Source organism: Stieleria tagensis (assembly GCF_024129865.1).
Classification (GTDB): Bacteria; Planctomycetota; Planctomycetia; order Pirellulales; family Pirellulaceae; genus Stieleria; species Stieleria tagensis.
Map to the genome: position 1 here is coordinate 1 of NZ_JAMYFE010000048.1, position 24,219 is coordinate 24,219.

Annotated in this window: 17 protein-coding genes and 2 pseudogenes; 11 read left to right on the forward strand and 8 right to left on the reverse strand. The window is 57.2% G+C overall.

Annotated features, from left to right (window positions below):
* The 3 genes and pseudogenes from NHH03_RS11645 to NHH03_RS11655 all read right to left on the reverse strand — a co-directional run.
* Positions 1-2,229, reverse strand: a pseudogene (locus tag NHH03_RS11645) (circumsporozoite protein- membrane associated protein); the annotation flags it as partial.
* 41 nt (positions 2,230-2,270) lie between these two features.
* Positions 2,271-3,608, reverse strand: coding sequence for a histidine--tRNA ligase (gene hisS, locus NHH03_RS11650; protein WP_253156338.1), 1,338 nt, complete (start codon positions 3,606-3,608; stop codon positions 2,271-2,273).
* Between the two features lie 84 nt (positions 3,609-3,692).
* Positions 3,693-4,160: a YkgJ family cysteine cluster protein gene (locus NHH03_RS11655; protein WP_253156223.1), complete on the reverse strand. Its 468-nt coding sequence runs from the start codon at positions 4,158-4,160 to the stop codon at positions 3,693-3,695.
* 69 nt (positions 4,161-4,229) lie between these two features.
* Here NHH03_RS11655 and NHH03_RS11660 point away from each other — a divergent pair, with 69 nt between their 5' ends.
* Entirely contained in the window at positions 4,230-5,081 is an 852-nt protein-coding gene (locus tag NHH03_RS11660; RefSeq protein WP_253156224.1) for a formyltetrahydrofolate deformylase, read from the forward strand.
* Here NHH03_RS11660 and NHH03_RS11665 read toward each other — a convergent pair.
* Both NHH03_RS11665 and NHH03_RS11670 read right to left on the reverse strand, forming a co-directional pair.
* Positions 5,078-6,367, reverse strand: a complete 1,290-nt coding sequence (locus NHH03_RS11665) for a glucose-1-phosphate adenylyltransferase (protein WP_253156225.1) — start codon at positions 6,365-6,367, stop codon at positions 5,078-5,080. The genes NHH03_RS11660 and NHH03_RS11665 overlap by 4 nt on opposite strands.
* Before the next feature lie 101 nt (positions 6,368-6,468).
* Positions 6,469-7,557 (reverse strand): ferredoxin--NADP reductase, encoded by a 1,089-nt coding sequence (locus tag NHH03_RS11670; RefSeq protein WP_253156226.1) that lies wholly within the window; start codon positions 7,555-7,557, stop codon positions 6,469-6,471.
* Between the two features lie 36 nt (positions 7,558-7,593).
* On the opposite strand from NHH03_RS11670, the gene NHH03_RS11675 reads away from it, so the two are divergent.
* Genes NHH03_RS11675 through NHH03_RS11685 form a run of 3 tightly spaced genes read left to right on the forward strand, consistent with a single transcriptional unit; the run spans position 7,594 to position 10,978 of the window.
* Positions 7,594-8,904, forward strand: a complete 1,311-nt coding sequence (locus NHH03_RS11675) for a hypothetical protein (RefSeq protein ID WP_253156227.1) — start codon at positions 7,594-7,596, stop codon at positions 8,902-8,904.
* Positions 8,905-8,914: 10 nt separating this feature from the next.
* The gene (gene hemG, locus NHH03_RS11680) at positions 8,915-10,399 is read left to right on the forward strand and encodes a protoporphyrinogen oxidase (RefSeq protein ID WP_253156228.1); all 1,485 of its coding nucleotides are present in this window, start codon (positions 8,915-8,917) and stop codon (positions 10,397-10,399) included.
* Between the two features lie 54 nt (positions 10,400-10,453).
* A complete protein-coding gene (locus NHH03_RS11685) occupies positions 10,454-10,978 on the forward strand; it encodes a hypothetical protein (RefSeq protein ID WP_253156229.1) in 525 nt (174 codons plus the stop codon).
* A gap of 783 nt (positions 10,979-11,761) precedes the next feature.
* On the opposite strand, the gene NHH03_RS11690 is transcribed toward NHH03_RS11685, so the two are convergent.
* Positions 11,762-12,361 (reverse strand): hypothetical protein, encoded by a 600-nt coding sequence (locus NHH03_RS11690; RefSeq protein WP_253156230.1) that lies wholly within the window; start codon positions 12,359-12,361, stop codon positions 11,762-11,764.
* A 259-nt stretch (positions 12,362-12,620) separates the two neighbouring features.
* Between NHH03_RS11690 and NHH03_RS11695 the strand changes: the two genes are divergently transcribed.
* From NHH03_RS11695 to NHH03_RS11725, 7 genes are all read left to right on the forward strand, one after another.
* Positions 12,621-13,241, forward strand: coding sequence for a DUF6677 family protein (locus NHH03_RS11695; RefSeq protein ID WP_253156231.1), 621 nt, complete (start codon positions 12,621-12,623; stop codon positions 13,239-13,241).
* Positions 13,238-13,429, forward strand: coding sequence for a hypothetical protein (locus NHH03_RS11700; RefSeq protein ID WP_253156232.1), 192 nt, complete (start codon positions 13,238-13,240; stop codon positions 13,427-13,429). Before NHH03_RS11695 ends, NHH03_RS11700 begins: the two co-directional genes overlap by 4 nt.
* Before the next feature lies 1 nt (position 13,430).
* Positions 13,431-14,777 carry a Trk system potassium transporter TrkA gene (gene trkA, locus NHH03_RS11705; protein ID WP_253156233.1) on the forward strand — a complete coding sequence of 449 codons (1,347 nt, stop codon included), beginning with the start codon at positions 13,431-13,433 and terminating at the stop codon, positions 14,775-14,777.
* A 154-nt stretch (positions 14,778-14,931) separates the two neighbouring features.
* Positions 14,932-18,822 (forward strand): hydantoinase B/oxoprolinase family protein, encoded by a 3,891-nt coding sequence (locus tag NHH03_RS11710; protein WP_253156234.1) that lies wholly within the window; start codon positions 14,932-14,934, stop codon positions 18,820-18,822.
* 126 nt (positions 18,823-18,948) lie between these two features.
* Positions 18,949-19,683 (forward strand): SGNH/GDSL hydrolase family protein, encoded by a 735-nt coding sequence (locus NHH03_RS11715; RefSeq protein WP_253156235.1) that lies wholly within the window; start codon positions 18,949-18,951, stop codon positions 19,681-19,683.
* Between the two features lie 72 nt (positions 19,684-19,755).
* A complete protein-coding gene (locus tag NHH03_RS11720; protein ID WP_253156236.1) occupies positions 19,756-20,427 on the forward strand; it encodes a hypothetical protein in 672 nt (223 codons plus the stop codon).
* Positions 20,428-20,489: 62 nt separating this feature from the next.
* Positions 20,490-21,038, forward strand: a complete 549-nt coding sequence (locus NHH03_RS11725) for a DUF1579 domain-containing protein (RefSeq protein ID WP_253156237.1) — start codon at positions 20,490-20,492, stop codon at positions 21,036-21,038.
* A gap of 341 nt (positions 21,039-21,379) precedes the next feature.
* On the opposite strand, the pseudogene NHH03_RS11730 reads toward NHH03_RS11725, so the two are convergent.
* Both NHH03_RS11730 and NHH03_RS11735 read right to left on the reverse strand, forming a co-directional pair.
* Positions 21,380-22,747 (reverse strand): annotated as a pseudogene (locus NHH03_RS11730) (IS3 family transposase); the annotation flags it as partial.
* A 623-nt stretch (positions 22,748-23,370) separates the two neighbouring features.
* Positions 23,371-24,210: an alpha/beta hydrolase gene (locus tag NHH03_RS11735; RefSeq protein WP_253156238.1), complete on the reverse strand. Its 840-nt coding sequence runs from the start codon at positions 24,208-24,210 to the stop codon at positions 23,371-23,373.
* Between the last annotated feature and the right edge of the window lie 9 nt (positions 24,211-24,219).

Consider the following 24,219-nt stretch of genomic DNA (forward strand, 5'->3'; position numbering starts at 1 on the left):
GGATTCTTTGCTGCCGGATTCATTGCCACCTCCACCCTCGCGATTCTCCTCCGGCGGATGCTTTTCTAAATAGTCCTTGATCCGTTCGAATGCTTCGCCGTCGTGTTTGGGCGGACCGCCTGTTGGATCCGAATTGGCTGGGGTTTGACCATCCGAGGGGCTGCCATCAGACGGTGTGCCATCGGCAGGATTGCCACCGGGATCTTGGCTGCCGGTGGCTTTGCCCGATTCGTTTGGATCTTGCGGGTCGGTTTGTTGCTGCGACTGAGGTGGATTTTGGCCGCCGGCGTCAGAACTGGATTGCCCGCCGCCTGAGCCGGAGTTGCTGGATTGTGAGTCACCTTGGGAGTCGCCGCCGGAACCGGAGGGATTGCTTTGATTTTGGCCGTCGGGCTGTTGGGACGAATCGGAGCTATCCGAGGGTTGCCCCTCGGTTGCTTCGCCAGAGTCTCCGCTTTGTCCGCCACCCTGTTGCCCACCGGATTGCTTGCCGCCCGAGTCTTGTTGCTGTGGTTGTTGCGCATCGCTGGCGGGAGAATCATCGGGCTGGGACAGGCCGTCATTGCCAGTCGGGTCTTGGGGCAGATCGGATTGCTGGTCGACGATACGAATTTCAATGGCATCGGTTGTGCTTTGGTTCGGTTGCACGCTGGGGTCGCCGTCGATGCGACGATTGTCGACCGCGGTCGCCGCGATTCGCACCACGTCACCGACTCGCAGTTGGTGTTCCAGCGGACGAAACCGATACTCCGTGACTTGGTTGCCTTTGCCGCTGCCGTCGGCGGGCTTGACCCAGATCAGCGGTTGGTCGATCGACTTGATGCCGCGGTCGATTTGCAAACTGACGCTCTGCAGTTGGAAATCGGCGTCCATCGCGTGGACTTCGATGGTTTGTTGTCCATTGATGGGGACTTCGACCGGTGATTTCTGAGGGACCACGATTGCGACTTCGGGAGGCAGATCGGGGATCACACGGATCGGATAGATGATTGGGTCAGGATTGGATTGTTCGCTCTGGTCCCAGACCTTGATGCGATAGCTTTCCGGTTCCACGGTGGCGGCTTTGCCGTTGGCCGATCGCAACGTCAGTTCACTGGTCAGCGTGATTTGGTCCGTTGCGATTTGCATCGCTGCGATGCCACCGGAGGCGCGAACGGTGTCGCCAAGTTGTTTGGGGTTGAACTGTAATTGAGCGCGTTGGACCGGGCGGTTCACCTTGGCGGTGATGCGTACTTTGGTGCCATCGATCACAGTGATCGATGGGCTGGACGTGGTGCGAGGCTTTTGCCCGGTGTACTGGGGCGGTGTGTAGTGAATGCTTTCGACGGCAACGACCGGGACATTTTGCACTCGCAAATCGAACGGTCCGGCGATCGCGTCCCCGGCTTCGATGCTGTAATGCATTGCGCCGGACGCGCCATGATCCAGATCTAATTTTCCGCTGTAGCGCTGCGTGCTAGGATCGAGTTCCAGCTGGGATTGGCGGTCGGGACCGTCACCGGTCCAGCGACACCAGACCGGTTCATTGTGGCGCAAGCCGACGACTTTGGCAGAGACATCGATGCTGCGACCGGCCAGTGTTTCGCTGTGCCCCGGTTGGACATCCTGAATTTGTACGCGCCTTGCGGGTTGGATATTTGCCAGCGGACTGACCAATCGCTTGGCCGATGCAAACGAATTTTTTGGCGAGGCAACAAAGTAGATTGCCAGCACGGCTAGGATCGCAGCGGCGGCGATCCACCAGCGGAATGTCCCGGTGGCTTCACCGGGAAGTGTGTCATGAGTTTTTAGTAACGATGCAGCGCGTGATCCGATCGCGTGGACGACGCGGGCGCGGACACCACGACCGCCAGTGGATTGTTTCAGGGTGACGTAGCTGGTCAGTTGCTGGCGAAAATCCGGATGATCTTGCTCCAGAGCCCAGGCCGCATATTCGGTGGTTACCCGCGAGGTGATCACCGGCCAAGCTTTGCGGTAGAGAAACCAGCCGGCGGCTGCGGCCAGTGACAGAAAGCATAGCGCGCGCACCAGTGGGCCGGGGGAGTAGATCCACTGATCCATGATCAACCAAGCCAACAACGCCAGCATGGTTGCGATCACGACCTGCAAACCGGTGCGGGTCAGTTCGCTCCACCACAGCGCACGCCTAGCCTCGTCGATCCGTTGCTCGATCAACTGATCTGCGGCGGAGGTCTTCCGCGGTGCGACCGGTGGGGTGGCAATGGACATATTCGATTAAGAATCCGGTGATTGGGAGTAGGCCGCTTCCACTATACATCGTCCGCAAGGAGACGGCCGAGAACCTCCACCAGCTCCCCCGGTTGGTCGTGGCGGTATTCCACTTCGACCGATTCTTTCGTTGCCAGCGTCTTGACCTGTACTTTACCGGATTGCCATTCGCTGCCACCGGCGATCAATGCCACCTGGAAGCCGTGTGAATCGGCATATTTTAATTGGACACCCAGTTTCTTGGCGTCCGGGTAAATCTCGTTGGCGATTCCCGCGTCACGCAGCCGAGCGGACAGTTTTAGATAATCGTCGCGGTGATCGGGATCGAAGTATGCCAGGAATACCGGCGCGGGGGTTTTGGCATCGGGCAGTAACTTCAACTGTTCCATCGCGGCGAGCAATCGATCCAGTCCCAGCGAAGCGCCGATCCCCGGCAGATGTTGTTTGGTGTAAATCCCCGCCAGGTTGTCGTAGCGACCGCCGCTGCAAACACTGCCGATGGAGGGCAAGTCGTTGAGCGTGGTTTCAAAAATCATGCCCGTGTAATAATCCAGTCCACGCGCGATGGAGACATCGATCTTGATCCGCTGGCGAGGGACCCCGGCGGCCAACGCACCGTCAAAGACGTCGCGCAAGCGACCGATCGCAACGCCGGCATCGTCGCTGTTGCCGATGATTCCCGGCAGCGCGTCGAAGATCGATTCGGCTTCGCCATCGAGTTCGGCCAGTTGCAGCACGCGGTCGGCCTGGTCGGCGGACACACCGGCAGCATCGCACATTTCTTGAGCGACTCTTTCGCGGCCGATCTTGGCCAGTTTGTCTAACGATCGCAGTACCGCCACTGTTTGGTCGGCCAGATCCAAGTGCCGTAGCAGTTCGGTCAACACGCCACGATTGTTAATGCTGATCGTAAACGCGTCGAACCCGATCGCATGCAGCAACCGATCGATCACCGCGACAACTTCGATGTCGGCCATCACGTTGGTCGTGCCGATGGTGTCGAAATCACATTGGACGAATTCGCGATAGCGTCCGGCTTGGGGGCGTTCGCCGCGCCACACCGGCGCGATGTGATAGCGTTTGAAAGGGGTGCCGAGTTCGCTGATGTGTTGGGCGGCAAAGCGTGCCAAGGGAACGGTCAAATCGAATCGCATGCCGACGGCGCGTCCACCGTTGTCTTCAAAGCGATAGATTTGACGATCGGTTTCGTCGCTACCTTTACCCGACAGGATCTCCAGATACTCCAGCGTGGGTGTGTCGATCGGCGCGAATCCGTAGGAGCGAAAAACCGAGCGAGCCGTTTCCATTAATCGTTCTCGCGGAATCATCACCGCGGGCAGATAGTCGCGGAAACCGCTGAGCGTTCTTGGTTTGATCAGTGACATCAATGCAAACAGTTCGAAAGTGGGAGTGTGGGAAATGGGAGAGTTCGACGATCCAGTGGACCGCACCGGCGTGATGGTTTAATTCAGGATCGGCAGTCCGCTGGGCCGGCGACTGCGGATCGAATCGGGGCTGCCCTGGTCGGACGGTTGAAACTGGGGGCCGAACAAGGCGTCGGCGTATTCATCGATCTGTTCGGGGGTTTCGAAATATTGTTCGTAGCACCAGTCGTCATCGAATTCGCATTCATCGGTGGTGTAGTCACGGCAGATCTGAGGCCGGTTGTCGTAGATGCCACAGCGATGATCGTCTTGCAAGTGTTTGCAGGTGGTGTGTACCAACAGGTACCAGTTTTCGTCTTCGATAAAGACGGTTGCCCGGTCGTGCAGCAGATACCAGCGGACATAGTCAAAATCTTTTCGGTTGACTGGCTGGTCGATCGGCAGGGCAAAATAGTGACAGCATTTTGCAGTGCAGTGTTCGCAAAGGTTTTCCCCTTTGGGAAATTGATCGCGTTTCAAACGAATCGGCAGCGTCGGTGCAGTCACGTGAATTGTCGTGGGATGGAATGAAAAACGGAATCGGGCGACAATGGAGGTATCAACAGGAGCATTCTAATGGAAGTCGTCATCACTGCACTTGGCCCTGACAACGTTGGGCTGGCCGATCCGATCATTCACTACGTCACCGGTCAGGGGGCCCGGATCGCCGAAATTCAAATGTACGACCACGATGAAGAGCAGTTGTTTGCGATGTTGTGCCGGATCGCGATCGATGCCGACCAATTCCCCATGCTGCAGTCGGCGATGCGACAAATCGGCGATCACACCGGGTTGGCGATTCGGGTTTGGAGCGGTGATCGGCGACGCGTCCCGCGGTTGGCGATCTGCTGCACGTTTGTCGAACACACCCCACGGGCGGTACTCGAAGCGATTCGCGATGGCGGACTGGCCGCCGAAGCGTCGGTGATTCTATCGAATCGACAGAAATTGGAACCGTTGGCCAGTGAATTTGGGGTTCCCTTTCATCGCATCGGCGACGCCACCGGCGCGGTCGATGACACTGAAATGGTGCGTTTACTGGATCAGTATGACGTCGACTATGTGGTTCTAGCTCGCTACATGCGAGTGTTGCCGGCGAGTACCTGTTGGCAATTTGCCGGCGGACGGATCATCAACTTGCACCACGGATTGCTGCCCGGTTTCCCGGGCTTTCGTCCTTATCACAACGCGTTTTCGGCCCGCATGTTGTCGTACGGGGCGACCTGCCATTTCATCATCCCCGATTTAGACGCTGGAAATCAAACGATTAACCAGCGGACATTCAGCGTGAATCCGGGCACGGATTTGGACAGTATCATCCAGCGTGGTGAAAGCGAAAATGAACCCAAATGTTTGGTCGAAGGCGTTCGCCGGGTGGTCGATCGCGAAGTTCAGTTGCACTTTCACCGCGTGATTGCGCGGCGCTAAAACTTGAAACCGTTTTCGATTTGGCCGTTCTTGATCACAATCGAAATTCCGTCGCGGACTTGCAGCGGTTCGTCTTCGCCGTGGGTGGTGACGTTGCCCGCATTGGTGATCGAGACGTCGGTGCCGATGCGCGAGTTTTTGTCGAGGATTGCGCCGCTGATGACGCTGTTCTTACCGATTCCGACCGGGATTGATCCGGCGGGCTGTTCGTCTTGATCATCAATGTAGTCGGCACCCATGACGACGCTGTCTTTGATGGTGACGTTGTCGCCGATTACGGTTCGCAATCCGATCACACTGTTCTCGATGGTGACGTTATCGCCGATCCGGCAACCGTCGGCGATCAGGCTGCCATGGATTTTGATGTTGTCACCAACCGCTGTCGGCGGCAGGAACCGGGGGCGACTGTAGATCGGTGCATTGACACAACCGATTTCGAATTGCGGTGCTTTGCCGGCCAAGGCAATGTTGGCGTCGTAAAACGCGCGAATGGTTCCGATGTCTTCCCAGTAGCCGTCGAACAAATGCACCTGGACTTTGCGTGAATCGATCGCGCCGGGGAACACTTCTTTGCCAAAATCTTGGTGATCGTTGCCCTGCAGCAATTCCACCATCACTTCCTTTTTGAAGATATACAGACCCATGCTGGCCAGGCAGTCGCGGCCTTTGCTGGGGATGCCACGGGCATCGATCCACGCCGGGTCCATCTTGACTTTGGCGATGTCTTCTTCGCTTTGCGGTTTTTCGACGAACCCGGTCACCCGACCGTCATCATTGAGTTGCATGATGCCCAGTGCGCTGGCGTCTTTGCGATCGACGGGGATTCCCGCGATCGTCGCATCGGCGCCCGATTCGATGTGGGTCCGCATCATGTCGCGAAAATCCATTCGGTACAGTTGGTCACCGGACAGGATCAGGACATGTTCGATCCCGGGCTGTTGGATGTAGCGCAAGTTCTTGCGAACGGCATCCGCGGTGCCTTGGTACCAATCGGTTCCTGCTTCGACCGTTTGTTGGGCGGCCAGCAATTCAACAAAGCCGCCGGTGAAGTGGTCAAAGCGATACGTTTGCCGCAGGTGTCGATGCAAACTGACCGACAAGAACTGCGTTAACACGTACACCCGACGCAATCCGCTGTTGATGCAATTGGAAATCGGGATGTCGATCAATCGGTACTTCCCGGCCAAGGGAACGGCCGGTTTGGCGCGAATCTTCGTCAACGGAAATAGTCGACTTCCGCGACCACCACCAAGAATCAAAGCGATTGTGTTTTTTGAAAGGTCCATCAAGTTGCTGGGATGACGAGTGATGCGGAAGTAAAAGAAATGCTGACGTCGTTCTAACGCAAGCGTGAGGCCACGAAAAGGTTTGTCGCCTGAAAGAGTGGTTACCAATACTTTTCGAATTGGATGCGACCGGGACCTTCATCGTCGTGCGATTGCCGAAACCCGGCGGCTTCCAACAGCGGCAACATGCCTGGCGAGGCGGGAGGCTGACCGCCGGGAGGAATGTAGCCGATCATGCTGGGGTTGCCGCACAAAAACACGTGCGTGTTGTCAGCGGACAAAGGATCATCGGCAGCCTCGGCCAGTTTTCCACTGGTAAACAGATCCTGTAGGTATTGTTTTCCCACATAGCCCGGCAGACTGGCGTCCAGATTGGCGGGTTCGCGAGTGGTGCACGGCAGATAGCGATAGTTGGAATACTGGTCCATCAGTGACAAGTGGCGCGGATGGTAGGCCAGGTCGCCCAGATACCGCACGCAGCAAGCGTTGACAATTCGGCCGCGGTGGCCGCGTGCCAACAACGACGTTGTCATCGCATTGTGTGGTGCTTCGCCCGTGCCGGTGCCCAACATCAGGACGGTGGCATCGGGATCGATGTTTCCCAGCGTGTAGGCGCCGACGATTTTTTTGCCCACCGCGATCCGGTCGCCTTCGCGTAGACAGAACAACCGAGGCGTCAGTACCGGTGGGGCCTTTTCCGGGCTGTCGGCGGCGCGCACGAGCGTGATGTAAAACTCCAGGTAATCGATCGAATCGATCGGCGCCAAACGACCGTCACTGTCCAGCAGCGGACAAGAGATTGAATAAGCGCGTTTTGCCACTCGCGTCCGCTTTGATTCGGGAACCACTTCCGGTTGGGTGCCTGCCAATCGAGGCTCCCATAATCCCAACCCCAACGTGACGTATTGACCGGGCTCAAAGGCCGGCACGCCGTGATCGGGGCGAATACAGAATCGAGCCAGGTTTTCATGACAATCGATTCGCTGAATCACCGTGGCGTTGTAATGCTTGTGTCGGAGATCAACAAAGTCGGTTTGCAGTTTGTTTTCCGAGACGGGCACGTCTTCCTCCGAGCAGGCGATGCGAGGAACGCAAATCTGCGTTCCCGATAAAAATGCCGCGGTATTGATACCACATTCGCAATATACTGGACGTAGCGGCGTCGCGTCGCCCATGGACTCACGGTTCACTTCTCGACTCATTGGAACTCGCGAGACTTTCTCAAAATGTCATTTTGCAACAAATACTGTCGCTCACAATTTGCCGGTTTCTACGGCCGATGCGCGTTATTCGGATTGATCGTCATCGCGGTGTCACTGCCGAATCGCTGCCGGGCCGCCGATCGCTGGACCAGTCTGGACGGTTCACGGACGGTCGAAGCGGATTTTATCGGTCTGTGGGGCAACCAGGTGGTGCTGGAATTGGCCGGCCAACGGCGTGTCAGTGTCAGCGTCGACGATTTGATTGCTGAAAGCCGGATCCAGGCCCGTCGGATGGGCGAAGATCAACAGCGTCGGCGATCGGAAACGATGCAGCAGATTCACGCCGCCGCGACCGAAGCCGCCGCGCCGGCGCCAACCCCGCTGCCGAAACCGCCCACCGCACCCGCCTATCAGCCGGCGATCGGTGTTGACGGATTGTTAGCCCGATTGGAGTGGATGGATCAACAAAATCGCAACGGGCATGGATTGATCGCCGCCTTTGATTCACTCCCACCAAGTCAGCAGAGCGATTTGGAACGGATGCTGCGGATGAGTCTGGAAAAAATCAATCTGCGGGCGCTACAGCAAGCGTTGGCAGCAATGCATTCGATCGGCGAACTGACCGTCACGCACCAACGCTGGGTGTTGTCACATCCGCGTGTGCAGGCACTCGATGACGTCGCCAAAGAAAATTTTCGTGGCATGTTGCTAGCCGTCGCTGGTCTGCTCCGCGAGGGTTTGAACCCTGAACTGTTGAAATTAGAGGATTTGGCCACCGTCCCACTGCGAAGTTGGCTGGTGGATTTTGACCAGCGAGCCGCACCGCGGATCGCCGAAATCTACCAACATCTTGAATCGATGGGAGTTTCCCAGCCGGCTTACGAAGTTCAAGCCGAAAAAGATGGCCAGGCAGCGGTCGTCATCCGCAGCGGCCAGTCGCAGCAAACCGTTAACTATGTCAGTGTCGATGGCTTGTGGGTCCCCCAAGACTTGGCCGGCGAAAAGTGGACCGAGGCAATGAAGAACTGGGAGACGGGCTTGGATCAGTTGGCCCAGTCGGCCTGGATATCGGACACGATTTTGCAGGGTTTGGCGATGAAAATTGACACCGATCTGCAACCGGCCCGCAGCGCCCAATCGGCGCGCGAGTTTCATGTCGCCATGGACGGGTTGATCATTCAAATCAGCCCGCTGATCGCACAAATGGGCAGCGTGAACCTGAGATCCGGACGCGGCGGTCAATCCGGTGGCGACTACTACGGCGAAATGGATGACTACGAAGAAGAAATGAGGATGCAAATGGAGATGGAGATGGAGATGGGATCGGGACGATAGAGAGCGTCCTATGCCAAAACGTATTGCTGTGATTGGCGGCGGTCTGTCCGGGTTGACCGCCGCGTTCTATGTGTTGAAACGCGCCCCCGAGACCGCTGTCACGCTGTTCGAGTCGGGATCGCGATTGGGCGGGGTGATCGCAACCGAATCGGTGCCCTCAACTGACCCGGCACACCCCGAATCGGGTCGGTTTGTGATCGACCACGGCGCGGACATGTTCGCAACCGAGCCGCCAGCAGCACTCGAATTGTGCCGCGACCTGGGGGTCGAAGATCAACTGATTCTGCCCGATGTCAAACGCGCCGGGGCAATGATCCTGCACAACGGCGCTCTGGTGCCGATTCCCGATGGCTTCGTGCTGATGCGGGCGACCAAACTGTGGCCCATGCTGGCCACGCCGCTGCTGTCCGTGGGGGGGAAACTGCGTTTTTTGTGTGAACGCTGGATCGGACCACTCCCGGAACGCACTGGCCATGCCGGCGGCGATGTCAGTGTTGCCGATTTCGTTCGCCATCGAATGGGCAGCGAAACCCTCGATCGACTGGTTGGTGCCCTGGTCGCCGGGATTTACACCGCCGACATCGAACGTCTGAGCATGAACGCTACAATGGCGCCGCTGGCCGCGATGGTCGATCAACACGGTTCGTTCGCCGCGGCAACCAAGCAGCGGCGACGTCAAAACAAAGACAACACCGAACGGCACAGCGCCGGCGCTCGCTACGAAAAATTCCGTAGCTTTGCCGGTGGAATGCAGCAGTTGATCGACGCTCTGGTCGCTGGGATTGATGCCGCAGCGATCGAAATGGAAACCGCCGTCACCGGGCTGGAGTTCAACCCGGAGGATTCCGATCAGCCCGATTCGGCATGGTGGCGGGTGGATGCGGGCGGCCAGAGTCATGAATTTGACCAAGTCGTGCTGGCCACCCCGGCGGCTGTTTCGTCACGGTTACTGGTATCGGTCCGCGAACAGTCAGTACTTGCCGAGTGTCAGACCGCGTCTGAGCAATTAGCTGCGATTCCATCGGCATCGACCGCGATCGTGGTGTTGTGTGTGCATCAGTCACAACTGACCAGGCTGCCGCAGCGGTTCGGATTTGTTGTTCCGCCGATCGAAAACCGCAACATCCTGGCCGTCAGCTTTGCCAGCCACAAATATCCGGTTCGCTGCCCGGCGGATCACTGCATCATTCGCGTGTTTGTCGGCGGTGCGACGCAGGCCGCGTTGTTAGACCAAAGCGATGAAGCATTGATCGAGATGGTTCGCGGAGAATTAGCGGATCTGATTGGAATGCAGGGCCGCGAGACACTTTCGCGTGTGGTCCGTTGGCAGGATGCGATGCCGCAATATCATGTCGGGCACTTGCAGCGTGTCAGCCAGATTCAGGACGCGATCGCGAGAGTTCCCGGCCTATACCTGACGACCAATGCGCTGCAGGGCGTGGGAATTGCTGCGGTTGTTGGTGCGGCAAAACGTGTCGCTCAACAACTCGGCTAGAAAAAAACCCGGCGTCGCTGGTGAGCGACGTCGGGTCTTTTATATCAAACTCGATTGAAAATCGAGATTAGATGTTGGTGTCCGCATCTGGAGTCGGAACTGGAGGTGCGTCGCCAGCAGCGTCGCTTGCGCTTTCCGCTGGTTCGGCAGCAGCGTCAGCAGCAGCGGCAGGTGCAGCAGCTTCGACGTTTTGAACGCTTCCGGGAACCAAAGTTTCGCCGTCAGCCAATTCGAAACCGGCGTCCGATCCAGCAGCAGCTACGCCACCGCCACATCCGACGCAGCCGGTGCCAGCTGCAGGTGCAGCAGCGCCGCATCCGCCACAGGCTGGTGCAGGTGCAGCTTCGCCACATCCGCCACAGGCTGGTGCAGCTTCGCCGCATCCGCCACAAGCAGGAGCAGCTTCGCCACATCCGCCACAAGCTGGTGCAGCTTCGCCGCATCCGCCACAGGCAGGTGCAGGGGCAGCATCACAGCAAGGTGCTGGTGCAGGAGCTGGTTCGCAGCAAACCGGTGCAGGGGCTGGTTCGCAGCAGGTCGGCTCGGGAGCACAGCAGCTCTTGCGGGCCTTCAATTTAGCGAACAGGTGACCGAACAATTTTGGACGGCTGCGTCCACCGCAGGTCGGTGCTGGTTCGCAGCAAACCGGTGCAGGGGCTGGTTCGCAGCAGACAGGTTCAGGAGCACAGCAGCTAGAAGCATGCTTTGCTTTCAATTTGGCAAACAATCCACCGCCACAAGCCTTTTTGGCGTGCAGCTTTGCGAATAGTCCACCACCACAGTTGCCAGCGTAAGCCGACGTTTCGTTCATGGCGAGAGCCGCACCAATCAATAGTGCAAACGCGGCGATCCCGCTGACCATTTTCCGATTCATTGTTTTCTCCCAAGTGTTTCGGAGTTACTGGTGCGATCCTCCACGCACACTTCAAATCAAGAAGCCATATCCCGGCTCCCCCGTAGGTTCCGACGTCGGTGACCATCACCGAATCTGCTGAACACGCAAGATAGGTGCTCTGCGGAAATTTTGCGGCCCACGTGATTTCGTGGATAAAGTAACTTTGGCCGAACCAGTGTCAATCACTAGAAGGTCTGAAAGGATTCAGAAAATTGGGAACTTGGGACTCCCAGTCAGCGATCGCGCGGCAAACGGCGATGGAACGCCGATCCGTTGAAAATCGCCGTGAAAAGCGAGTTATCGGGGGCTTATCAACGTCCTGACCAGGACTGAAAAGCCACTCCTGCAAGGGGGTGGCTGTTCACCGCTGGAGCGAAAATAGGCCAACATGCGTGTCTAAATGACGCAGGTAAAGATTGCCCATTTTTCCAAAAATTCACTGCGGGTTGCGTCACATGAAACCGGTTCTAACGGTTTTCGGACTCCGTATCCCCTAAAGCCGTGGCCAAACGAGCTTCCATCTCGGCACCGTTTTCAAAGTCGATTCGCATCGGTTCCAGCTCATTTCCCTGGTCGATCGCAAAACCGCTGATTCGCCAACCGTCGGACTCGTTGCGCAACGTCCAAACGACTTCATATTGCATTTGCTGGCCGGTTTCGGCGGGCTCGGACAGATAGGTTTGTACCCACACCGCATCGGATTGATTTGGAATCGGAAAGGATTGAAGCACTTTGTATTGTGTGTCAGGCGAACCCGGGAATTGCAGTGGTCGGCCGATCCGAGTCATTTCTTGTTGCGCCAGTTTGGTCAGCAATTCACTCGCACCGGAATCATTGCCGCCGCGGCGGACGCGATCCAAGAACTGGCTGACGATCGCGGTGGGCTCCAGTGGCGCGCTCTGTTGCAGCTGTTGACTGGTGTCCGCGGTTTGCGCCGCTTGCTGCTCGGTGGCGCTGCCACCGCAGCCGACCGTCAGCAAACAACCGAAGAACAACGCCAAGAAGCCGACATTTCGGGCGAATGGCACAATCATGGCGGGGCTGGGAACAACGTGCAGGAAGTTCATGAGACGATACATTCAATCCAGGAAAGGCGGAGGGCGAGCAACGTGCCGGCAAGTGAACTGGCAATCGCAGTGGCCTGGCCGGTAATGCTGCCGGTACCAATCCGCCGCCTGTCGCGTCAATGGTGAATCCTGGTTGATCGCTTGGTCCCGGCCGAACGACCGGTAATCACTCGCCTATCGCTCGCCGACAGTTTCACTCAAAATACGCAGCTATCGCTCAACCCTCGGCGCTGCCGGTTCCCACCTCACACAATTCAAAATGGCATCAAGCGAAAACGTCATCCAAATCGATTCGCAAAAGATCGACCTGAAAAATCGACCGCTGGCAGCGTTTCTAGCTTGGCTGATCCCCGGAGCGGGACATTTCTATCAAGGCCGGATGACCAAGGCCAGTTTGTACCTGGTCTGTATCATGACCACCTGGATGCTGGGGTTTGCCCTCGGCGGCGGTCACGTCGTCTATGCGTCTTGGCAACCGGGCGACAAACGCTGGCATTACTTTTTGCAGGCCGGGGTCGGAGTGGCCGCGCTGCCGGCGTTGATCCAGGGCAACCATATGCGAAAGATGACGGTCAAGGGAATCACGTCCCAAGGCTATGAACCGATGTGGGGTGGATTCATGGCGCCGCCCCAACGTCCGGTGATCGAAGACCGTACTGACGAGGTCTCCGCCTGGTATGCCACCTATGGAGCCGGCTACGAAATGGGAACTTGGTACACCATGATTGCCGGCCTGCTGAATATCCTGGTCATTTACGACGCCTATTCTGGTCCGCTGGCGGTTCCGATCAGTGGTCGCAAGAAAACGGACGACGAAGACGATTCGGCGGACGAGACGAAAACACCGCCCCAACCCGCCGCTGGAGAGATGAACGGATGATTTCAATCTCACCGACCTATTTGATGTATTACGTTCCACTGATCATTTCGATCTCGCTGGTGTTCGGTGCCACACGGCACGAGGACACGCAGACGATTTTGCGGCATGCGTATTACACCGCCCGCTGGATCACCGGATTCATGGCCATCATTTTTTTGATCCTCGTGTTGATCAACTGGATGGTGTAGCGTGCGCGTATTGACCTTGGGGGCGGGAACCGTCGGTCATTGGATCGCCGACATGCTTTGTCGGCGACGGCATGATGTCACGGTCATCGACATTGATCCGGAACGAGTCCGCCAAATCAATGGCGAACTGGACGTCCGCGCGATCGAAGGCAGTGCGTCACAGAGCACGGTGTTGTTCCAAGCCGATGTCTGTAGTGCCGACATCTGTTTAGCGGTCACCGGTGACGACGAAGTCAACGTGGTCGCCGCCAGTATGGCCAAAGCTCTGGGCGCGCGGCGCAGTATTGCCCGCGTCTATGCGCCGGCCTTTCGCGATTCCAGTACGTTTGATTACCAAACTCACTTTGGCATCGATGCGTTGCTCAGTCTGGAACAGCTGAGCGCCTTTGAATTGGCACGTGCGATCCGCAATCCCGATGCGATCCCCTTGGAGCACTTTGCCCGCGGCCATCTGGAGGTTTATGAAACGGAGGTTGAACCCCAGGCGCAAGCGATCGATCAACGACTGCGTGAATTGAAGCTGCCGGGATCGGTTCGCATCGGTTCGATCGAACGCGACGGCGACATGTGGCTGGCCAGCGGTGAAGACGAGATCCATGTCGGCGACCGGGTCAGTCTGATTGGCGTACCCGGTGAAGTGAACAAGAGTCGGCGGTTGTTTAAATCGTCTACCAAACGCGCCAGTCGCCAAAGCGTGATCATTGCCGGTGGCGGCGAGATCGGATTTCACATCGCCCGCGCCCTGCCCACGTCGGACTATCGAATCACACTGCTGGAAAATGATCCTGACCGCTGTCAACAACTGGCCAAATTGCTTCCGGACATGACCGTGGTGCACGCCAACGCCAACCGCCGCAGTGTGTTGGAAGATGAAGGCGGTGGTGCGGCCGATTACTTTGTCGCCTGCACCGGCAGCGACGAAAGCAACATCATGGCCGGTGTGGAGGCTCGTGAGCTGGGGTCTCGCCACGTCATGGCCGTCGTCGGACGACCCGATTATGCCAATGTGGTCGGAAAACTGGGGATCGACCACGTCGTCAGCGAACGTGATGTGGGTGCTCGACAAATCCTGGGTTTCCTCAACGAGGGCGCCGTGATCAGCCATCGTCGATTGCCCAACGGCAAAATCGGCGTTTACGAACTGGAGATCGTCGAGGGGGCGCGGGTCACCGGCGCCACCCTGGCCGAACTGCCGCTGGCCGGGCGCTGTCTGGTCGCCGCGCTGCAACGCGACAGCTTTATTCGCGTCCCCACCGCCAGTGATCAACTGCAACCGGGCGACATCATCGTCGCGCTGATCGATCAAGATCACACCACGGAATGTCTGGCGCTTTTCAATCGCGGCTAATCGATCGAATTGCCATCGCCTTTGTCAGTGGAGTCACGTTTTGTCCCAGTTCCATCAACTTTCCGTTTGCGCCGATGTCGGGGGAACCTTCACCGATTGCCTGGCGGCGTGGACTGACGCGCAGGGCGACTCCCACAGCGGTTGTTTGAAGGTCTTGTCCACGAGGCTTGTTCGCTGTCGCATCGAGCGTCTCGCCGACGACGGCGCGATCCAATTGCAAATCCCCGCCGAACTGCTGGCCGGCCTGCCCGAAGGTCGTTTACCGGTCGACTTTTTTCGTTCGGCAAAACTGGACGGATTGGTCGACGGCGCGAATCTCTTTTGGGGGCACATTGAATCCTTTGATCCCGACACCGCGATGGTCCGAGTCGCTCACTCCGAACGGTCATCCGACGCCGACGGACTCTCTGCGGCGGATCGCCCCGGCGCCGGCGGGTTGGTCGAAATCGACTGTCACTTGGAAGCCCCCGTGTTAGCCACACACCTATTGCTGGGCATCCCGATCGACCAGCCATTGCCGCCGCTACAGGTTCGACTAGGAACCACGCGTGGCACCAATGCACTGCTCACGCGATCGGGGGCGGCGACCGCCATGATCGTGACCGCAGGTTTTGCCGATGTGTTGCTGATCGGCCAACAAGATCGCCCGGAACTGTTTGATCTGGCGTTTCAGAAATCTCCGCCGCTGGCCGAGCATGTGGTCGAGATCCAGGGGCGGTTGGATGCAACGGGCGATGAATTGATCGGGATTGATGAACCCGCGATCTCCGCGGCCCTGCAATCGATCTATGATGCCGGCATCCAAACACTGGCGATTTGTTTATTGCACGCGCATTTGAATCCGGCCCACGAGATCGCCGTGCAGCGTCTGGCCAGCGAAATCGGATTTCGTGAAATCAGTCGCTCCAGTGAAGTCGCACCGTTGGTGAAATTGGTGCCTCGCGCTGAAACCACCACCCTGGATGCCTACTTGAATCCGATCTTGTCGGCCTATGTCCGGCGTGTTAGTCAACAGTTCGGCGGCCGCAACTGCGAGATGCGGCTGATGACCAGCGGCGGCAACTTGGTCGCCAGCGATGATTTTCGTGGTCGCGATAGTGTGCTGTCCGGTCCGGCCGGTGGCGTCGTCGCGCTGCAACACATCGCCAGTAGCCATCACTGTCGCTATGCCATCGGGTTGGACATGGGCGGCACCAGCACCGATGTCAGCCGGTACGACGGCCAGGTCGGGCGCCGCTACGAAACCCGCATCGCCGATTTGCGGGTGATGACGCCAATGATGGACATCCACACGGTCGCGGCCGGCGGCGGGTCGATTTGTGATTATGTCGGTGGACGGTTGGTGGTCGGCCCCACCAGTGCGGGCGCCTCGCCGGGACCCGCCTGTTATGGCCGCGGCGGTCCGTTGACGGTGACCGATGTAAACCTGTTGCTCGGTCGCTTGCGTGTCGATCGATTTCCGTTCCCGTTGTTGCCCGCTGCCGCCGAAGAGCGAATCAAGCACGTTGTGTCACGGATGCCACCGTCACCGATGTCTCCGTCATCGAGCCAAATTGAATCGTTGGCCGAAGGATTTTTGGATATCGCGGTCACGCACATGGCCGAAGCCGTTCGAGCGATCACAACCGCACGCGGTGTCGACGTCCGCGACCACGCATTGGTCGGATTTGGTGGCGCAGCAGCGCAACACATTTGTCGCATTGCGGACGTGCTGGGGATGAAAACCATCATCGATCATCCCCGCGCCAGCGTCTTGAGCGCGGTCGGTATCGGTGTCGCTTTGACAGGACGAATCGAAACACTGGGTGTCTACAAACCGCTGGATGAAATTGATGGCCACCAGTTTCAGCGTCTGGCCGGTCAACTGTGTCAGGAAACGTTGCAGGCGATCGGGATCAGCGATTCGGCGGCAGGACAAACCCGTTTGGAATGTGACTGCCGGTATGCGGGCACCGATTCGGCAATCAGTTTGGATCTGCAACGCCCTGTCGCGCCGGAACTCGATCGACTGAGCCAGCGGTTTCATCAAGAGCATCAACAACGTTTCGGCTATCGGCGTGAGGACCGTTCGATCGAAGTGGTTTGTTTGCGCTGCGAAGCCACCGAGAGTGCGACTGGTCAACGACCGGAATTGTTCTCGCAACCAATCCGCCGGGCCACCGAAGGCACCGGCCAATCCAATGCCACCACACGTGACAGCAACAAGGACCGGCCAACCGCTGATGTTTATTGCCAAGGTCGCTGGCAGTCGTTCCACCTGATCGACCGTGATCGACTTGCCGCCGGCGATTCGATCGATTCTTGCAGCATTATCGTCAGTGACCAGTCCACGCTCATCGTCGAACCGAATTGGGCCGGTCGAGTCAGCCAGGATGGTTCGATCGTACTAGAACCCTCGGCGACGGTCGGTTCTGATAGCGCGCAAGCGACGGATGATCGTGCCCAGTGGAACGAGTCGGTGCAATTGGAAATCGTGGCGCGGCGAATGCAAAGCATTGCCGATGCGATGGGCGAAGTCCTGCGGCGCACGGCCGTCAGTGTGAACGTGAAAGAACGACTCGATTTCAGCTGCGCCGTGTTTCGTGGTGACGGCACGTTGATTGCCAACGCACCGCACGTGCCGGTCCATCTGGGCGCGATGGGACACACCGTCCGGCACTTGGCAAAGCAGTTTCCGGAAATGTCCCCGGGCGATTGCTACGTTTCCAACGATCCCTATGCCGGTGGTTCGCACCTGCCTGATGTCACCGTAGTGACGCCCGTGTTTCAACCTGATTCAGCGGATTCGGCCGACCCGACTGTCCGGCAGCCCACCTTTTTTGTCGCCAGTCGTGCCCATCATGCCGAAATCGGTGGTGCGACGCCCGGCTCAATGCCTCCGATGGCAACCACGCTGGCCGAAGAAGGGGTTCTGGTCCGCGCCTTTGCACTGGTCCGCGATGGGGTCTCCTACGAAAACGAACTCGGCGAATTGCTCTCCAGCGGTCAATTTCCCTCGCGCAACGTGGCCGAGAATCTGGCCGATTTGCGTGCCCAGATTGCCGCCGGCCGCGAAGGGGCGGATGCCTTGCAGAAGATGACATCGGAACTGACGCTGCCGTTGGTCCAGCAGATGATGCAGCGATTGTTGGAAGTCGCCGATCAGTCGGTGACGCGCTGGATCAAGACCTTGCCGCAGGGGCCGATGCAATTCGCAGACTGTTTGGACGACGGCACAAAAATCTGTGTGCGTCTGGAACGTGACGGAGACCGGCTGGTCGTCGACTTCGACGGCACCAGTGACGTTCATCCTCGTGGCTACAACGCGACACCGTCGATTGTGACCTCGGCCGTGCTGTACGTGATGCGCTGTTTCTGTGATTCGAATCTGCCGCTTTGCGATGGCGTGATGCAATCGATTGATCTGCGGATACCCACCGGTTTGCTCTCGCCGCCCTTTGATCCCGATCCGGCCAAGTGTGCCGCTGTGGTCGCCGGCAATGTTGAAACCAGCCAGCGTTTGGTGGATGTGTTGTTGGGCGCGATTGGATCGATCCAAACCGACGCACCCGTCTTTCGTAGTGTCGCCGCCAGCCAAGGGACGATGAACAACGTGCTGATCGGCGATGAAAGTTTCGGGTACTACGAAACGATCGGCGGTGGTGCCGGCGCCACCGTTTTTGGCCCAGGTGCTGACGGGGTGCACACGCACATGACCAACACGCGGATCACCGACCCAGAAATCTTGGAATCACGACTGCCGATTCGATTGCACGAGTTCTCAATCCGCCGCGGCAGTGGTGGTGGGGGGAAATACCGCGGCGGCGACGGACTGGTGCGGGTGTTCGAGTTTCTGCGACCATTGACCGTTTCCATGATCACCAGTCGGCGGACGACCGCACCCTATGGCGCTTCCGGTGGCGACCCCGGGAAAAGCGGCAAAAACCTGTTGATCCGGCGCGATCAATCGGTCACCGAACTGCCTCCGGCGACGACCATCGAAGTTACAGCGGGTGACCGTTTGCGGATCGAAACGCCGGGCGGTGGCGGCTGGGGGACGGAGTGAAAGAGTGCATCTGTTCCAGCTTCTGGCTAAACTTTGGTGACGACGTGATTGACGCTTGCGATGCGTCATTCCGCCGACCCGCCGTTAACCCCGCTTCGATTCCACTTTCCTGCCACTGAATGACCTATGAAACGTCGACCTTTTCTTGCCGCAGCAGCCTCCACCGGCGCATTGACCTGTTTGAAACCAGCGGAACTATTCGCCGCTGAGAAACTGGCTTTGTCCAAAGGCGACGTGATCCTGTTTCAAGGAGATTCGATCACCGATGCCGGGCGAGAAAAGAAGTCGCCGGTTGCCAATGCGGGCCTCGGGCGTGGGTACCCCAAATTCATCGCCGAATCGCTGCGTCAGGACCACCCCGATCTTGATTTGCAGATTCAAAATCGCGGCATCTCTGGTAACAAGGTTCCCGATCTGGATCGACGTTGGCAGGCAGATTGCATCGACCTTCAACCCAAGATTCTCAGTATTCTGATCGGTGTGAATGACATCTGGCACAAGTTGAATGGCAAATACGAAGGGACTTCGGAAAGCTACAAAGCTGGATTCGCCGCTTTACTGGAACGCACCCGAACGGCCCTTCCGCAGACAACGTTTGTGATCTGCGAACCGTTTGTATTGATGAGTGGAACGGTCAAAGAGAATCAAGACAAATGGTTCCCGGAATTCGACGTGCGACGAACGTATGCCAAAGAAGTCGCAATGGATGCAGGAGCAATCTGGGTTCCCTTTCAAACCATGTTCGACGATTCCGTTGCGTCCGGAACCGAACCGCAAAAGCTGGCCGGCGACGGTGTGCACCCGACTCAGCTAGGGCACCAGCTGATGGCCAAAACCTGGCGCGAAGTCGTGGGAATTTGAGCTGGCCTTTCAACCGCAGCTTGCGCCACTAGAAGTTCTGAAATCTTCGCTTGTTTCCCTTCGGATTTTGTCATGAACATCCAATCGACGATTATCAAGAATCCCAATTTGAAAGAGGCGATTGCCGAGGGGACATTGGAGGAGCCGTCGATCATTCTTCGCACACCCGATGGCAATCGTGATCTGTTGTTGATGCGGAAAGGCTACTCGGATCCAAATTTGAAACCGTTGCTCTTTCCGATCAAAAGTCTTGTCGCGAAGGCAATCACTCAAATGGCGCCGGACAAATCGGCACTGGTCGAGGGTGTGTCTGTGATCATCGACTTGACCGTCAAAATGGCTGGTGTGATTGAAAAATCGCAGATTGCATCCTTAACTCCGATCGACGCCACGGATCAATTTTCGCAGATGGTCCGAAGTGCCGACATTGATTGCGATGACCCAGCGGCCAGGCAAAAGCAAATGCACGCCATCTTTGGTACCGGTTCCAAACCTGTCGGTGTTATCAGCTTTCTCGCGAGCTTTGGAAGTGATGACCAAACCGTTGCGTCAACATCGCCGGTCGAGATCATCGCCGGTGAAATTCCGATACTCGGAGACTTGTTTCAGATCTTTTCCGGGCTCGTTGGGTGGCTGGATGCCCAAACACCGCCATCTCGACTGGCGGCTTGTTCGCTGGATCCCAATCTGATGGCAGAGCTACGACAGCGATTGTCCCAGCCGGCGAACGAGACCGCCACTTAGTGCCCCGAATCACCCGCCAAGTCACTCTACGGTTTCTTGTTTCTGTTTCCAGGAGAACTCTGATGAAACCCGCTATTGTCCTGCTGATCTTGTTTGTCATCGCGACAAGACCCGCCAACGCCCAACCGCCCCAATTGCCGACGGCAGAAAAGGAACACGCGTGGCTACAGAAATTCAACGGCCAATGGGAATCGAACTCAAAATCGATTGCCAGCGACCAGTCACCCGAAGTCGAATGCACGGGGAGCATGTCCTCTCGGATGCTGGGTGAATTTTGGGTAATCAATCGGTTTGAAGGTGAAGCCGGTGGGCAGAGCTTTCAAGCCATTCAGACGATTGGATACGACACGACCAAGAAGAAGTACGTCGGCAGTTGGGTGGATTCGATGCTGAACCACATGTGGCAGTACAGCGGCACAGTCAGCGAAGACGGCAAGCGATTGGAGTTGGTTGCCGATGGCCCGAACTTCATGGACGGTGGCAAGCTGACAAAATTTCGCGACAGCTACGAATTCCAATCACCCGATGTGTGCATCGCAACATCCGAAATCCAAAACGAGGATGGAAAGTGGACCGTGATGATGCAAGGCAAGATGACACGCGTGAAGTGAAAAAGGGGTTTGACTCGAATGCCGCGTGGTTAGCCATAAGTGGTTTATGCGGCTGACCGGAATGTGTCAACGACAGTGAGACAACTTTTTGATGTGGATTAGTTGCTGATTCCAGACTGGTCAGGGGCCAGCCCCCGAACCCCCGAGATTTTTTCAGGCATGACTCGGGTGTTCAAAGTGTTTTGATCGTCTATCGTTGAATTGTCCGGCGAAACAGACGTGGGCTCTGCGGAGACGCAACCTGCCGAGGGATAGTCGGATCGAGGGTGCGTCAAAGGCGTTACTTCAGGAGCCCCTGGGCAATTCGCTTCAGGGGCTTCGCTTTTTACTTCAGGTTCTCGTTTGGGCGCATTGATCCAAACTGCTGCTGGAATCTCGCCGGGCTGTGGGATGCCGTGCACAAAACGTTCGGGATTGTTCCGCCATGCTTCTTGAAGCGTTTTTCTTCGCCCTGCAATGATTTCATCGGCCTGGCCGAAATGCAACGATGATGGCGTCAGCAGGCTGATGCCGCTGTGATAATGCTCGTCGTTGTACCAGCCAAAGAAATCTCGACAGAACCCGATCGCATCTTCGTGGCATCCGAATCGCTTCGGGAATTCAGGACGGTACTTCATTGTTTTGAATTGGCTTTCCGAAAATGGATTGTCGTTGGAAACATGCGGTCGACTGTGTGACTTGGCGACACCCAGCGAACCAGGCAGTTCGGCCACTGAATGAGATGTCATCGAAGGGCCACGATCGCTGTGAAGGATCAATTGTTCCGGCTGGACTTCTTGCTTTTCAATGGTTGTTTCAATGAGTTGTTTCGCCAAATCGCCACTTTCGCGATGCGCCAGCATCCAGCCGACTACAAAGCGCCTGTAGATATCCAAGATGACGTAAAGGTAAAAATAGGTCCATGTCTCCGGACCCTTCAGCTTGGTGATGTCCCACGACCAAACTTCATTGGGACCGCTCGCAAGCAATTCAGGCTTTTGGTAATTGGGGTGTTGTAGCTGGTTTCGTCGTTCGCGAGAGCTTTGATTCTCGTCGAGCACGCGATACATCGTCCGCACGCTGCACAGGTAATCACCTTCATCAAGCAATTTCGAGTAGACCTGCCGCGGTGACTGATCGGCGAAACGTTCGCTGTTAAGCTGGTCGAGCACTGCCTTTCGTTCTTCGGCTGAAAGTGCACGAGCAGGGGGCGGCCTCGCTTTAGGTTGCCGATCGGGTTCACGGCGACGGTAAAACGTCGCCCGCGAAACGCTTAATGCTCGGCAAGCAGCGGCGACACCGACTCGCTTGCTGAGCCCTTCGACCGCTTTTAGTCGTTCTTCTCGGGTGATCGAGTCTGCATCATCTCCGAGACTTTTTTTTTGGACGTCAATGATCAACTCCGCCTGGCGGAGCCGTTCTTTCAGGCGTTCGTTCTCGCGTATCAGAGAAGCTTTCTCTTTTGCCGCTGACGGTTGTGCCGGTGACGCTGCTTTGCTGGACTTTTTCGATGATGGGAATGCTTCTTCCCGAAGTTGGCGACGCCAGCGTTGAACCACTGACGAATAGAGGCCCTCGGGACGAAGCAAGGCACCGATCTCACCGGGCTGCGTGCAAGCTTCGGCCTCGATCGCGATGCGGCGTTTGTACTCCTCAGTAAAGCGACGGCGGGCCGCCTTCTCGATTACCTCAGGATTTTTCGAAATCTTTTTGTCGGCATTCTCGGTCATGTAAACTCTCCGTGCCCTCAACTTTGAAAATCTCAAAGTTGTCTCACTCATGTTGGCACACAGGGGGCCGCCGTACCAAGTGTGACGCCCGTAAGCCGCGAACCTCTCATCGCTAGAACGTTCGTAGCCGTGACATTTGTGCCGCTTTGAACCCAAACGGCCTCTGACTCAGTAAGCCATTTCCCTGTCAGGATTTACGAAAAAGAGAAGTCCCGCGAAATTTCACGCTGGGGGTCCTGCACGGGGAGGCCGCCGCTTCAAGAAGCTTGCCGGTTCTATCGGTCGCAACGATCGCGGTTAGCTTGAAGGTCCGATAACCTCAGCTATGTCGCGAAGTGTTTCACGTTGTGACGATTGTGCGGGTGCGGCTTTGCCGCCAGTAGTGTCCGTCAAGTTTCGTACATTTGGATATTCCATCCCTGACTCTGGAACGATTCTCGCGGTCGTTATATCTTCGAGCATCCGAACTCGTTGTCGGGATCAAGCCACGGAACTCCTGTTCCCCACACCAGAGAATCCCATTGATGGTTGTCGGTGATCGTTCCAGGGGCGTCTGGGCTTCCCCAGCCACCACTCGCTATTGACAGAATTTAAACCAGCCGCTGGCACCTCATATCTACGTCCTAGCTCGCCGGCTTCAGATAACCATGCATTCCGAGCCAACGAACATAGGCATCGAACCAGCCGGTGCTGGTAGTGGATTTCTGGTACATGCCAAAGCCGTGTCCACCTTGTTCGTAGTAATGCAATTCAACAGGGCGATTTGCTTTACGCCAGCTCTCAATCAGACCAAAGCCAACAGGGAAAAGTGGGTCATCGGCTGCGATAGCAACGAATAGGGGCGGTGCGTCGGCGGGAACGTCAACCGCATTCAGTCCGCCATAGATGCTGGCGATGAATGCGGGTTTGCTTTCCCCTCCGCTCAGCGTTGTTGTCATGGTGAGCATCGCGCCAGCAGAGAATCCGATCATGCCGATGCGGTCTGGATCCACGTGCCATTTCTCGGAATTCTCGCGGATGAGCGCGAAAGCGGCGTTCGCGTCGGCAATCTGCGGTGCAATACGAGCGGTCATCTCTGCCGGTGTAGGACGCCCCGAACGCGGCCCACCCCTAGGCCGGGGTCTAGTAGGATTTGCGAACTCATTGAGATCGGCCGCAGTCTGATTAAGACGATACTTGAGCACAAAAGCCGCTACACCTTTGGCGGCAAGCGCCTCGGCGACTTGCCAACCTTCATTTTCCATTGACAACGTTCTGAAACCTCCTCCTGGTGCAACAATCACAGCCGCGCCGGTCGCATTCCCAGGATCAGGTAGAAAGGGAGTCAACGTGGCCACAGTAACATTGCGCGCGAACTTGCTACCGTATTGACGATGCCAGGACTCGGGCGTTTCGGCGCCGGGCAATGGACCAGTTCCCAACGCGATGGCGTTGGGCTGTGCGGGGGTTTCGATCGACGTCATGGCATCTCT